The following is a 13,226-nucleotide window of genomic DNA, read 5'->3' as shown; positions in this document are numbered from 1 at the left end:
CTCAAGATTGGCTCCTCATATATCCAGACAGCACAAAGTCGAGATCAAGTTGTCGTTTCTGGATCTTCTGTTTCCGGTCAAAAGTCCTGGATCGCCGATGAGACCCTCTCTTACCACGTATCTGCAACTCGGAAACGAAGAGAAAGGGCTTCCTGCTTTCCAACGCATAAATCACCCCGACCATCGACTCCATTGTTCCCTTCATGCGAACCCTGATAGAGACATTCGAAAACTGTTCATGCTGTTCAGAAGGCAATACCTGCGTACTGAATACCTCAGCTCCATGAGACTTGACCACTCGTTTCAATATTCCCTGAAGCTCCGCTCCAGCCAATGATTCGATCTGGCTCTTTAGATATCGTTTGTCCTTGGTGTTGACACCCTCCAGTCTCTGATAGTGCCCTCTGAGTTTGTCGGCCACACCCACTGATCGCCGGTAGATCTCAATGCGCTTCTCAACACTGGCCAACTCTTCACTATATGAATGCTTCAGATTCAGGTAGGGCAGTATGATAGCGCTGCCAAAGGCAACCACGAACAGCAGAAGCAGTGCAGCCGCCAAAAACTTCCTGGAAACGGTCGACATATTATCCGTCATCTGTTCTTTCCTCCCATCACTTCTGCAGAGAGATGGAAACGCTCCAAACCATTGAGCCGGTTTTGCGTTACTGACGATCTGAATCGTGCATGTTTGAAGAGATCGGATGATTCAACCAGTGATAGCAATGATGCAGCCGAAACAGAGAATCCATGAATATTCACCTCTTCATCATCAAACTGAAGGTTATCGATCCAGGTATCGTCGGGAACCAGACGGGTCAACTCATCAATTATCTGCAGTATCGGTATTGCACCTGTTTTGCGTTCACTGATGAATTCCACTTTGCGCCTGGCCATATCGACCTTTTCCCTCAACTCCCGGGCTTCGTTCACATACGACTTAAGCTGTTGCTCAATGGGAACAAGTTCTTTCAGCTGAACAGCTTTCTCCCAAATCGGGAATGCAACATTTAAAAGCAACAACAGCAGAGAAACACTCGCGAGGGTGATATTCAAGTATCGTGAAAACGTATCTCCCCGCTTCATCTTGAGACCGGGGATCAGGTTTAATTCTTTTCCATCCAACCCTTTTTTCACCTCAGCAGTCACTTGATCTATCCTGACGTTGTAGTCTCGCAACCGTTCAAGCAGGGAATCGACTTGTTGCTTCATTGCAACATAGAGTGTGACTTGTACAGTCTTGCTCTTCTTGTCCCGTCCTGTGACAAGATAATCGTAATAGACTTGGGACGGCTCGAATGGCGTCTCTCTCTTCATCTGGAAAGAGATCACTTCCCGAAGGTTCTCCTCGGCCGCTTTCGGCAGTGTCAGGGTTTTATTGAGAATGTAGTCTGATGGAAGTATCAGTTCGACTTTTCTCGCATCTCTCAGGTGGGTTTCCTGATTATCTTCCTGCCTACCGTCAACCCGGCCAACCGCCACGACCACTGAGCTCGACCCAGCCTTTTCCATTCGTCGCGCGACAAAATCTTCACCGTCGATCTCTATCCGGTAAATCTTTCCACTAAGGACCATCCTTTTCAGGAATTCAGGCATCATTCCAGTAAGCTCAGAAACCCACCAACTGCCGAATCCACTGACCTCGGTTGAAAGCGACGCCAACATGGAGCGACTCAAATCAGCCATTGCCGTGCCTCCCTTTTCCTGGAAGTTCCCTCCAGGAGAGAATACGGTACCTTTCCTTTTCTCTCCTGCTGATATCGACGATCACTCTAATGTGTGCGCTGCCGCCCTCCTTCGTCAATGCATAGACCTCCAGGTGGAATACAGGATGTGAGGGTTTGGCGTAAACAGTCTCACCATCACTCTCGCCTCCCTCGGTTTCGAGTAACACCTGATCCCCGCTCATCTGCCCGAGTCGCTGCAAAAGTTCAACTGGAGCTTGGGTAGTGTCGATTTCACCGGTTCGCGCATCGACTGTGATAAAAGGGGCGATCTCACGGTAGACCATCAGGTTCATTCCCAAAACCAGTTTCAGTTCATTTACACTCCTGAACGCCCCGTTGGCAGGCACGTAGGGCAGTCGCGCAAAATCATACTGTTTCTTCTCCGCACCATTCAGCCGCACAAGATCATCCGCATCCCGCCAGTCGAGTATGGAATCCACCAGTGCACCCTGCTCCTCTTCTTTCAGGCCCGCCGAGTTAAAAAGCGCAGACAGAACTGCAGTCTCTGCATTATTGATATCCACCAGCCCCACCGCACTCACAATGGATATCGACAATGATGTACCGAGAAAATCCTCCCTGTTTTCCATTCCCCGGAGCAAATATCGGCTGTTGCCCTGCCGGGAAATAAGATCCTCGATAGCCAGGTTAATCCCGGCCTCCGCGTGTAACCTTGCTTTCAGCGACTTAAACTGATTACCGGCAATCGTTAACTCCATTCTTCCATTTCTTGCATGGCTTCCCCCGATCACACTGAGCAGCACAATCAGCCACAACACCAGTACCAGAGCAATGCCCTGTTCCTTATGCGTCTGTCTTTTTGCTACGATCACCATGATCCGTACCTTCTGCTTTTTGCAATCATTGTCTTTAATAAACCCGATAACTACCCGGAACGGGTTCCATCGACACGCTTCGTACTCGACCGAATACCGATAACAGATCGCCTTGGCGTCCTCTCCCCTTCAATTTGATATTCGAACCTGATCATTTCAGGATATTCCTGAATTTCTTCGCCCCAGCGACTGTGCCAGCTGGACATGGAACGATCATCTTTGCGCCCGTAATAGCTCAGACGCAAATTCTTTAGATCGGAAAGCAGCATTAACTTGCCATCTTTATCGTCCAGGGAAAGACCTGTTTCACCTGGTAACCTGGGGCGATAAAACATCACCAATTCTCCACTCGTAACACTTCTCTTGTATTCGAGCCGGTACTCGTATTGAGCGTAAAGCTCATCATTGGCTGGCGTTGGCCCCACAAATCCCACACTCCTGCCAGAACCATTGAATTCGATCTTTCTCCTGCCATCTTCGCTATATGAATGGGTTGAGATCTGGCGCAGGATTCCCGAGACAAATCGGTCTGCAGAGCGTCGCAAATCCTGGTTCTCAATCGCCGCAATACCTGTCTTCCAACTCTTGCTTGCGTAATAAACAGAGCCGAAAGCTGCGGTCATCAGCAACGACAGAATCGTCACTGCGACCAGCAACTCCAGCAAGGTAAATCCTGATTGCCTACGACTCTCAGACACCATTGAACTTATGTCCCCGTCAAAGAATTTTCTACCATTCCGGCAAGCATGGTTAATATTTTCTCCTGTCCCCTCGTAGGGTTGAAAGTACCATATGGCGCTCCCTGCCCATTGCCTCCCAGGTGATCTGGACCTCTACCTTCTGTAGATTCTCAACCGGTATGGCGTTCCCATCCTGATCAATGACCTCATGCGCCTGAACCGTCTTGACCCAGCGGTATCCGTCTTCGCGGGAACCACTACGTGAACCGGACATCTCAGATTGCGACAAATTCGCCTCATCGAGTAGTGTCTCCGCCAGTGTTACTGCACCCGCATATCGTTCACCCATTGAAATGTTTCCCAACCCACCGGAGAAGATTCGAAACAGTACAGACAACGACATGGCAAGGATAACGAAAGCAACAAGCACCTCAATCAAAGTGAAACCTTTTTGCGATACCCCCCCGTCACATTGTGCTTTCATCGACACGATCTTCTATGCTCAAAGCGCCTGTAACCCAGTTGGGACGGAGTATGTAACTCTTTTTACCTCCACTTATCGTAATCACGCTGCCATTTATACTGCCATCAGGATGGGCCACCAGGATCTTGGGGGTCTCTTCACTTTTGCGAATATTCTCCACATTAATTCGTAGAGGTTCATCGATCTGCAGTTCCTGATTGCCCCCCTCTTCAAATATGGTGCGGCTTTCCCGATCGAAATAGATCACTCTTGTTTCGTTCAAAACAATTGCCCGGCTTCGTACATTTCGAATAATCGCAGAGAGATCATGTACCGTACTCCTTGCATTAACTGTCGGCATCGCTCTGCTGAGCAGCGGCGGAACCATTGCGATTATCAGAGCCGACACAGTCAACACAAGCAAAAGTTCCAGCAGCGTAAAACCGTTTGCAAAGCGTATTCTCATGGCGATCTCACCAGCTCACGACGTCCTGCGCCTCACCAGATCCTCCTTCTGTATTGTCCTGTCCAAACGAATAGAGGTCATAAATTCCATTATCCCCAGGAAACCTATATAGATACTCATTTCCCCAGGGATCTTCCGGAATCTGCTTTTTCTTCAGATACGGGCCGTTCCAACCCTCTACGCTATTTGGTTTTTCGACAAGCGCGATCAGACCTTCATCTGTGGTCGGGTAGCGGCCAACCTCCAGATGAAACAGATCCAGTCCAGCGCCAAACTCCTCGATTTGTAACATCGTGGTATCAGTTTTCGCACCACCGAGATAACGCACCATCTGCGGACCAACCAGGCCCGCAAGCAACCCCAGTATCACCAGGACCACCAGCAGTTCGATCAATGTAAACCCGTAACACACTTGTGATCGGCTATTTACCCTTTTGTTGATCATACATTCAGCCTCTCATACAACCATTTGATTTATGCCCATAATCGCCACCAGTATGGACATGATTACACCGGCAATAATTACGCCAAGAACGAGGATCAGTACCGGTTCCAGAAGCGCCAACGTCCGCTTCAACTCACGGTTGACCTCTTTATCATAGATATCCGCAACATGAAGCAACATCTGCTCCATCTCTCCAGACTCTTCACCGACTCTGATCATCTGTACGGCAAACTCTGGAAAATACCCCGATTCAGCCAGTGGCGAGGAGAGGTCACCTCCCTCTTTCAACCCCTTGATAACCTCATCCATACTTTTCGTTATGACCCGGTTTTGTACCGTCTCACGTACGATGGAGATTGCCTTCATCATTGGAATCCCGTTCTGCAGTAACGTTCCCAACGTGCGGCTGAACACAGCCACTTCCATCCTTATGACAAGACCGCCAAGCAGAGGCATCGACAATACCCGTTTGTGCCAGCGAAATTTTCCCTCCGGCGTGCGTAACTGATACCGGATAAGCATCACAACCAAAAGAATGGCCAGCAGAACGATCCATCCTTGGTGTTTAACAAAGTCTCCTGCCTGCAAAACGATAGCCGTCGACATTGGAAGAGCGCTTCCCATGCCTTCGAAAAGTTCTTTGAACTGGGGAATCACATAGGTCAGGAGTAAAATGATCGATGAGATCGCCACCACCACCAAAATCATTGGATAGATCATGGCGGATTTCAGCGACTCACGCAGTTCACTGCTGCGTTCGAGGTGGTCGGCAAGTCGCTCCAATACAGTCTCAAGCGCACCGCCGAGTTCACCCGCCCTTACCAGGCTGACATAGATGCTTGGAAACTCACTCCCCTCTGATTCAAGGGCATCAGCAAAAGAAGCTCCACCTTTAATCTTTTCCTGGAGATTGCCAAGCACCTGGGCATATTGATCGGCACTGTTTACCTCTATCAGCAGTGACAGAGACTTATCCAATGAAAGACCTGCCTTTAGAAGCGTCGAGAGTTCGCGAGTAAAAGTCAGTATCTGATCTTTTTTTCTGCGCCTGAAAAAGGAATTCGATGACTTACTGAGTTTTTTCGACGGGGTTTCCGTTTTCAGTTCTACCCTGATCGGAATCCTGCCCTGGGATTGGATGAGTTCAACGACGCTCTCGCGATTGCTGCCGTCGACAATCCCTTCCGTTATATCTCCCTCCAGGGATGCGGCTCTGAAGAAGTAGGCTGCCATATCAGTCGAGTCGCGTTACACGCAACACCTCCTCAATAGTGGTCACCCCGGCGGCGGCCTTTCTCAGTCCATCTTCATACATCGTGCCCGATCCGTTCTCCCTGGCGTAACGCGCAATTGCGACCGAATCGGCATGGCCTATGATCAAATCCCTTAGCCCATCATCAAGTACGATGAGTTCGACGATTGCCGAGCGACCTGTAAAACCCGTTCCATCACACTTTTCGCAACCCTTTGCGGAATAGAGCGTTATTTCTGAGTCTCCAACGATTTCCCGAAGATGTAACCGCTCTTCCACTTTGTCGGAGGCCACATAAGGTTTCTTGCAATCATTACAGAGTGTGCGAACCAGCCGCTGTGCAACGACAGCATTTACCGTCGACTTGAGCAGGAAATCATCCACCCCCATATCGAGCAACCGGGTGATACTTCCCGCTGCGTCATTTGTATGCAGCGTGGATAGCACCAAGTGGCCCGTAAGCGCAGACTGCACGGCTATGGATGCGGTCTCCTGATCCCGCATCTCACCGATCATTATGACGTCCGGATCCTGCCGCACGATAGTACGCAGGGCGTTGGCAAATGTCAGGCCGATCTGTGGTTTAACCTGGATTTGGTTTATACCCTCGATGTTGTACTCTACTGGATCCTCTACTGTGAGAACCTTCTTCTCGGGGGTATTGAGATAGTTTAATGCAGCGTAGAGAGTAGTCGTTTTACCACTGCCGGTAGGCCCTGTTACCAATACGATACCGTGAGGATAGGAGAGTACGGATAGAAGGTCTTCCTTCTGTTTTTGTGTAAACCCAAGTCCGTCGAAGTCATCCGCTGTACTGTTGCTTGGCAGCAGGCGGAGCACCACACTCTCGCCGTTTATTGTAGGTGCGGTGGACACACGCAGATCAAGCCGTGAACCCCGCACGGTAAGCTTAAATCTTCCATCCTGCGGCAAACGGCGCTCTGCAATGTTCAGATTAGACAAAATCTTGATTCTGGATACCACAGCTGCAGCGATCTCAACAGGGGCGCGTTCCACTTCCCGCAGCACACCATCCACGCGGTATCTGATCATCAGCATTCTTTCAAACGGCTCGATATGAATATCCGAAGCATTCTGACTGACTGCTTGCTGAATCAACTGATTGACCAGCTTGATGACCGGCGCCTCGCTCGCCAGTTCCTTCAGGTGTTCCACGTCATCACCGGAGATCCCGGCACCCGTTGCACTGAAGTCGGAACCGGCTGATTCGGCTTCTCCTGTTCCGCTATATCTTTGGCGAAAGGCCGCCTCGATCTCTGAGGCAATACCCACCCTGGGTTCTACCTTCTTGCCCGTAATCATTTTCAATGCATCAAGCAAATAATGATTGTCGGGGTCTGCCATCGCCACGATGAGATTATCGTCGTTCTCCTCGACGATCACACTGAGATTCTTTTTCAGAAATTCCCTGGATACCTTTCCTTCGCAGGGCATGGTATCCGGGAATGCTTTTCCATCTATGAGGGGAACATCAAGACATGCCGCTTGCGCCTCTGCCAGATCCTTGTCAGAGAGCATACCCATGCGCACCAGCAACAATCCGAACGAGGCTTCGCCATCCTGATCCAGAAAGATTTTGAGGGCATTGTCCGCCTCGTCCTGTCTTAGGCGTCCTGTTCGAACCAGATAGGCGCCGAGACCACCATTGATCGGTACTGCCTCATCCACAGCAACTTCACTGACTGCTGCCTCATGGCGCTTGTCTGGTACCGAAACAATCATTAATGGTTCCTGCCTCTGCGACATCGATTCTCTTCAACACCCACGTCACTTCGCTCCAATTCTCACTGCACCGGTTCCACGGTCGGGGATTCACTGGGCAAGGCAGGCCTTGCTGAAAGCTCATTTATGGACATCTCCAGCGTGCTCGCATCCTTGAGCCTTTTTCGAAGCCTATCGGTCACTGCCTTTGCCTGCATCGGATTAGTGATGACACGTGGCGTAATGGTAATAATGAGTTCGGTTCGAGTGATGTCTTCCGTCGTACTACTAAAGAATTTTCCGACACCCGGCAAGTCCATAAGAACTGGGATGCCATCTTGTGAATTGCTGGAAGACTGAGTGATCATGCCACCAAGCACCACAGTCTGGCCGCTGTGCACCACCACCGTACTATCGATGGTGCGCTGGGAGATAGGAACATTGCCACCGCCGCCTACCGCAGGCGCAGTCCCCGGCACACTGACCTCCTGGTTGATTTCAAGTGTCACCATGCCACCAATATTAACCCTGGGCGTAACCGACAGCAGGGTTCCTGTATCGCGAAACTGCACCTCGGTAACGATCGGCGCATCAGGATTGGAGGTGCTCTGAGAAGAGCGGGTAGTTATGGGAATCTGGTCACCCACGCGGAAATTGGCTGTTTTATTGTCCACCACCATGATCTGGGGTGCAGAAAGAAACTCAACGGAAGATTGAGCATTGAGCAGATCAAAAAACACCTTTAATTCATCCGCGCTGTTGAGGATACCCAGCGCCAATCCAGGCCCCGATACCGAGCCGGGAAGCGGCAGGTTAAAACCTGACTGAATCGTGTGATCTCCAATGTTTCCCTGGAGAAACCAGCGTACGCCGTAACTCAGGTTATCGGTCAAAGCCACTTCAGCAATCGTTGCCTCGATCAACACCTGCATAGGCTGCACGTCGAGCTTGCGAATAGTAGCCTCAACTGCCCTGTAATCCCGAGCCGAGGCGAGGATGAGAATCGCATTGCGGTTCTGATCAGGAATGATATTGACCGGACCCTGACCGCCGCTTCCCATCGTCCCCCCTTCCTCTTTACCCGCTGTAGCCTTCGCAGACCCTGTAGCGATATTTTCCTTGGTGCCTCCCTTGGGAGGGACCGCAGACTGAGACGGGGAACGCACGTTGGAGCGCTCCTGCGGCGGTGGAACATCGTTACCTGCCCCGGAGTCCGAAGCTGAGCCTCCAGCACCACCAAAGATCTCCTGCAACAGACCGGCAATTTCTTCCGCTTTACCGTGCTTCAAGTGATAGACATAGAGACGTTGTCCGGGAGAAGTCACTGTTCCCCGATCAAACTGCTCCACCAGGCGTCTCGCCTCTTCAAGATATTTCGGCTGGTGTGTAATCACCATGATGGAGTTAAGCCTCTCGATCGGCACCAAGCGCACAATGCCAGATAAAGGGCCGTCACCAGAGGAACCAATGAGCTTGTTTAACTCATCCACGATCGTGGCAGAGTCCGCATACTCCAGAGGGAACAGGCCGAAGGACATCCCTTTCAGCCAATCGACGTCGAACAGCTTGATCGTCTCGAGTGCCTGATTGATCTGCGACCGGATTCCCGAAATAAACAGCAGATTTCTGGCCTCATCGATACTCAACGACAGCCCCTCCGGGATCATTGGTTCCAGTATCTTGCGAATCTCTTTTGCCGCAACATACTGGAGGGGAACGATCTGTGTTCCAAAACCCGCTGAGATGCTTTTACCCCGTTTTCCAACCGTCGGAACCGCCGACTGTTTTTTGATATCAGAGAGCGCAACAATCTTGTAAATATCGTTGTTCAGGACAAGACCTGCACCGTTGCTATGCAGAACCGCCTCCAGGATACCGAGCACACTGTTGACCGCCACAGGAGTCTCTGTATGCATCGTCACCACCCCTTGTACCTTCGGGTCGATAAGATAGTTTTCCTGCAATATCTCCTCAAAAATGATTTTGATAACCTCTCGGATATCGACGCTCTCAAAATTCAGGGTTATTTCACCCGACGATTTCACAGCGGGTTCTTTCACGGGTGCCTTGATAAATCTCCCACTACCAAGTTTCATGAACGGCGCTTTGTCCTCAAGAGACTCCCGGTCATCACCCGTGACCATTGCATAAACCGGTTCCTGTTCGCTTCCCGGATTTTGCAGGTTGGCCGTCTGATCTTCCTGCATCACAGGCATCGGCGTAGATTCCACTGGTCGAGGCTCAAGTTGCTTGACCGATTTCTTGGTAACCGGGGCGCACGCAACCAAAAAAGTCAGCGTCACGATCCATCCCAATTTTCTAATATTATTGGTTATCATTATGTTCTTTCGGTTTGAGTCACCGTCCGCTCTGTGCACACCATCAACATCCCCACCGTCAAACCTGAAGAGAAGTATTTGCCACGTCCACCAATGGGCAGGGGGGCTTTATCAACTTCAACTTAAGTATGTCTGGTTGAGGGCAATCATAGTGAAAAAAGGAATTGGCCGTTAATCGACCCATGGTGATATAGGCAAAATACCCTACAGTCCATTTGCAGAATGAACTTCTGCTTTTCTCGGACTGCGATGAATCAAGACTGCTTCCGCACTACCCACCACTCATAGGTATATGATTTTACGATGATTTTAAAACCATACTCCAAAAAACGCGCTTTCTGAACTGAACGCATGTAGAAGAATAGTGAAAAGGGTGTCGATTTTTTTTACAGACTAATTTCCAAGCAACCAATAATTAAATATATTCTTTTAAAACATAAAGTTATAGATTATTGATTCGTTCACCGGAGGCTGATCTTGCTGTCTTGCCTGTAAAACCGAATAAATAGATGCCCTACCTTTTTCAAACCCCCACCCTACCCATGCAACTACATACCAAGATATTTACCGGTATTATCAACAGAATCCTGTATTTTTTTATTTCCGTCCTTTTGGATAGTTTATTTTTTTTATTTATTTATCAATAAGTTGGAGAGACTTTGAGCATTTTATGATCAGGTTTGAAACTTAGCTGGCATGAACCATGCCGTGTGCTTGCAGTCAGTGGCCCCACAGAGGTTCGCCAATTCAGTTGGGCCAGACCGACTGCCGAGTGACAGAACCGGAATCGTTACGCACAGAGGAAAAATCCCCCCCTGAGAGAATCGTCTTTTCCCGCATTGAACCAAACCCATCAACCGCTCCCAGATCATCATTCCCGATTTCATCTCTCCAGTTCGTCTCGATGCCAAGTTTCATCCCCTCAGGAGATTGCATCAGGTCAATCTTGATCGTTCCTTCCGAATATCCGAGCTTGCAGATTGCAGTCAACGTCTCACTGAGGATGCGATAGATGATAGTTTTGCGCTCCAGGGGGATCTCATTTTCCGGAATCTGCACTGATGCAACGAAGTTGAGATCATCCGAAACGGAACTGTACTCCTTGACCATTGAATCGACAGTGGTCCTGAGACCAAAATCATCAAGACTCGGGTTCCGCAGATCGACTGCCACCGCCCGGATCTTTCGTGCAGCATCCTGCAACACTTTTACAATCTGCTCAGGCTCGTCTTTCGACGAATCGGTGTCATTGCTCAGCTGCTGAAGCTGGCTTTCAAGGTGAAACTTGACTGCGACCAGGGTCTGCACCACGTCTTCGTGCAATTCATTAGCAATACGTTTCTTCTCATCTTCCTGCGCGGTCAGCATCTTTGACGAGAGCACTTCAAGTGTATGCTGTCGTTCCCTGTTTTCACGCTGTTTATCCTCAACGATGCGTTCAGCCCTTTTGATGTTGAAGAGCAGAATACCGAATAGAATCACCATAACAACCACTACGCCGATAATCAGCCCGGCAACACTGGCTCCTGCATCCTTGATCTGGTCGTTGATATCGGAATAGATCTCGAACACACCAATAACGTTACTCTTGTCCGGTGTGTGAATCGGTACATAGGTCTGAACGAGATTATCCTCTGCCGTCTCTTCGTCAAACAGGTTGAAGGTATCGCGATAGAGAATTCTGGTCGTCTCGTTCCCGCTGATCGCGGCGGCAAATCCCAAGTTTCCTTCCTGCATTCGGCCGATCTGCTCGGGCTTGGTGGAGTAGATCACTCTTCCACTCCAGTCATAGATCTTTACCCTAACCACCGATGTCTCTCGCAGCAGATCATGAATATGCCGCCGCAAGTGATAGGACACCATCTGCGCCGCTGCATCTTCTTCACCATTCTGCTCCGCCTGCTCGATGAAAGCATTTAATTCATCTGAGAAAAAAGAGACCGCTGCGCGAGTCAAGGTCGAGTTGCCTTGTTCGGAGATCTCCTCGACGGAACTCACTATCAGTCCACGGATGAAAATGATGATTAACAGCGACGTGACTGAAATCGAGATAAAGCTGGTCAGCCCGAAAAACCGGGTGAGTTGGATTTTACCCTGCCTCTTTGCCTCCAATGCGATACTCCTATGCCATTTAGAATCACAAATACCGTCTTTCGCAAGAATACAGGAGATGCATCCACTCGCAAGCAGCTCGCGCCGCTACCTGTCAGCTTAGACCACCCTTGCAATGTAGCCCCTATTTGACAGGACCGCTACCCATGAGCATGGCATCCCCTGGGAAATGAGCGATATTAGGATTATATTTTCACACCAGGTAAATAATAGTAAGCTGAGTCACATCGTGCGAGAAGTGTTTGCCAAATGCCCGCTTTATGCATTGCATGTCAAAAACGATCTAATGAACCGTTTGATTTGAATAAAGCATCAATTGACTATAATCATTAACGTGGACACCGACTAACCTTGGCGGTTAATGGGTCAAGTTGATTGAACCGGGAATTGAGTGCCACCCTGCTATGGCCTGGCTTTCCACTGGACATGTTCAACTGATGCCGGAAATTTGGTTGCAGGGTCGAAAAGACGCAGGCATCACCACGAGACGCTGCCTTTGCAGTGAATCAGGCATATAAAGATGGGAAAAAAGATACGAATAGTTCTTGCAGAAGACTACACAATCCTAAGGGCTGGTTTGAAATCGCTGTTAGAGAGCAACCCTGACTACACCGTCATCGGAGAGGCGGGAAACGGGCGGGAGGCGATTCGTTGCACCGTGGAAAAAAAACCCGACATGACGATCATGGACCTGAACATGCCAGGCATGAACGGCATGGATGCAATACAGGAGATCAGAAACCGGATCCCGGAAATGAAGATCCTCGTGCTTACGGCACACAACGAAGAGGAGTATGTCTCGCCAGTCTCAATGCCGGGGCCAACGGCTACATCCTAAAGGACGCCACCCACTCTGAACTGCTGATCGCAGTGGAGAGAGTGATGCTAGGCAAGACCTATCTAAGCCCCGACATTACAGAAAAGGTAGTGCAAGGCTATCTGGTCGGACAAAAAAATTCCGAGCCATTGACCGAGTGGGCTGCAATCACCCGACGGGAAAAACAGATACTAAAGCTCGTCGCGGAGGGACATACCAACAAAAGCATGGCGGAGTTCCTCTGCATCAGCATTAAAACCGTTGAAAAACACCGCGCGAATCTGATGAAGAAGCTCGATCTGCACAATGCTTCCGCTCTAACCACATATGCCATTGAGAAGGGCATCGTCACCCACTAGCGCCTTCA

The 13,226-nt window shown here is 49.7% G+C and carries 11 protein-coding genes and 1 pseudogene; 1 reads left to right on the top strand and 11 read right to left on the bottom strand.

The genetic code is table 11. The features are described from left to right. Position 1: 1 nt before the first annotated feature. The 11 genes from HPY30_15275 to HPY30_15225 all read right to left on the bottom strand — a co-directional run bounded on the left by HPY30_15275 (position 2) and on the right by HPY30_15225 (position 12,042). A complete protein-coding gene (locus HPY30_15275) occupies positions 2-598 on the bottom strand; it encodes a hypothetical protein (GenBank protein ID QYZ67223.1) in 597 nt (198 codons plus the stop codon). Next, positions 595-1,686 carry a PilN domain-containing protein gene (locus HPY30_15270; protein ID QYZ67222.1) on the bottom strand — a complete coding sequence of 364 codons (1,092 nt, stop codon included), beginning with the start codon at positions 1,684-1,686 and terminating at the stop codon, positions 595-597. The genes HPY30_15275 and HPY30_15270 overlap by 4 nt, the downstream gene beginning before the upstream one ends. Continuing rightward, positions 1,679-2,563 carry a general secretion pathway protein GspK gene (locus HPY30_15265; protein ID QYZ67221.1) on the bottom strand — a complete coding sequence of 295 codons (885 nt, stop codon included), beginning with the start codon at positions 2,561-2,563 and terminating at the stop codon, positions 1,679-1,681. The genes HPY30_15270 and HPY30_15265 overlap by 8 nt, the downstream gene beginning before the upstream one ends. A 50-nt stretch (positions 2,564-2,613) precedes the next feature. Next, the gene (locus HPY30_15260; GenBank protein ID QYZ67220.1) at positions 2,614-3,228 is read right to left on the bottom strand and encodes a hypothetical protein; all 615 of its coding nucleotides are present in this window, start codon (positions 3,226-3,228) and stop codon (positions 2,614-2,616) included. 85 nt (positions 3,229-3,313) lie between these two features. After that, positions 3,314-3,727, bottom strand: coding sequence for a prepilin-type N-terminal cleavage/methylation domain-containing protein (locus HPY30_15255; GenBank protein QYZ67219.1), 414 nt, complete (start codon positions 3,725-3,727; stop codon positions 3,314-3,316). Continuing rightward, positions 3,711-4,172 carry a prepilin-type N-terminal cleavage/methylation domain-containing protein gene (locus HPY30_15250; protein QYZ67218.1) on the bottom strand — a complete coding sequence of 154 codons (462 nt, stop codon included), beginning with the start codon at positions 4,170-4,172 and terminating at the stop codon, positions 3,711-3,713. The genes HPY30_15255 and HPY30_15250 overlap by 17 nt, the downstream gene beginning before the upstream one ends. 7 nt (positions 4,173-4,179) lie before the next feature. Then, positions 4,180-4,617: a type II secretion system major pseudopilin GspG gene (gene gspG, locus HPY30_15245; protein ID QYZ67217.1), complete on the bottom strand. Its 438-nt coding sequence runs from the start codon at positions 4,615-4,617 to the stop codon at positions 4,180-4,182. 12 nt (positions 4,618-4,629) lie between these two features. After that, positions 4,630-5,850 carry a type II secretion system F family protein gene (locus tag HPY30_15240; protein QYZ67216.1) on the bottom strand — a complete coding sequence of 407 codons (1,221 nt, stop codon included), beginning with the start codon at positions 5,848-5,850 and terminating at the stop codon, positions 4,630-4,632. A gap of 1 nt (position 5,851) precedes the next feature. Next, positions 5,852-7,612 (bottom strand): Flp pilus assembly complex ATPase component TadA, encoded by a 1,761-nt coding sequence (tadA, locus tag HPY30_15235; protein ID QYZ67215.1) that lies wholly within the window; start codon positions 7,610-7,612, stop codon positions 5,852-5,854. A gap of 62 nt (positions 7,613-7,674) precedes the next feature. Then, positions 7,675-9,930: a type II secretion system secretin GspD gene (gspD, locus tag HPY30_15230; GenBank protein ID QYZ67214.1), complete on the bottom strand. Its 2,256-nt coding sequence runs from the start codon at positions 9,928-9,930 to the stop codon at positions 7,675-7,677. A 747-nt stretch (positions 9,931-10,677) separates the two neighbouring features. Beyond that, positions 10,678-12,042 carry a hypothetical protein gene (locus HPY30_15225; GenBank protein ID QYZ67213.1) on the bottom strand — a complete coding sequence of 455 codons (1,365 nt, stop codon included), beginning with the start codon at positions 12,040-12,042 and terminating at the stop codon, positions 10,678-10,680. A gap of 520 nt (positions 12,043-12,562) precedes the next feature. Here HPY30_15225 and HPY30_15220 point away from each other — a divergent pair. Then, positions 12,563-13,218, top strand: a pseudogene (locus HPY30_15220) (response regulator transcription factor). Positions 13,219-13,226: the final 8 nt, after the last annotated feature.

It is taken from the genome of Gammaproteobacteria bacterium (ex Lamellibrachia satsuma), assembly GCA_019623805.1.
Lineage (GTDB): Bacteria > Pseudomonadota > Gammaproteobacteria > Chromatiales > Chromatiaceae > QGON01.
Note: the sequence above shows the minus strand (reverse complement) of the source record. Positions and strands in the feature narration are given on the sequence as shown.

Bases quoted from the DNA above. Each gene is read 5' to 3' on its own strand.
- HPY30_15275 (QYZ67223.1), bottom strand. From the start codon at position 598: ATGACGGATAATATGTCGACCGTTTCCAGGAAGTTTTTGGCGGCTGCA.
- HPY30_15270 (QYZ67222.1), bottom strand. From the start codon at position 1,686: ATGGCTGATTTGAGTCGCTCCATGTTGGCGTCGCTTTCAACCGAGGTC.
- HPY30_15265 (QYZ67221.1), bottom strand. From the start codon at position 2,563: ATGGTGATCGTAGCAAAAAGACAGACGCATAAGGAACAGGGCATTGCT.
- HPY30_15255 (QYZ67219.1), bottom strand. From the start codon at position 3,727: ATGAAAGCACAATGTGACGGGGGGGTATCGCAAAAAGGTTTCACTTTG.
- HPY30_15250 (QYZ67218.1), bottom strand. From the start codon at position 4,172: ATGAGAATACGCTTTGCAAACGGTTTTACGCTGCTGGAACTTTTGCTT.
- gspG (QYZ67217.1), bottom strand. From the start codon at position 4,617: ATGATCAACAAAAGGGTAAATAGCCGATCACAAGTGTGTTACGGGTTT.
- HPY30_15240 (QYZ67216.1), bottom strand. From the start codon at position 5,850: ATGGCAGCCTACTTCTTCAGAGCCGCATCCCTGGAGGGAGATATAACG.
- tadA (QYZ67215.1), bottom strand. From the start codon at position 7,612: ATGATTGTTTCGGTACCAGACAAGCGCCATGAGGCAGCAGTCAGTGAA.
- gspD (QYZ67214.1), bottom strand. From the start codon at position 9,930: ATGATAACCAATAATATTAGAAAATTGGGATGGATCGTGACGCTGACT.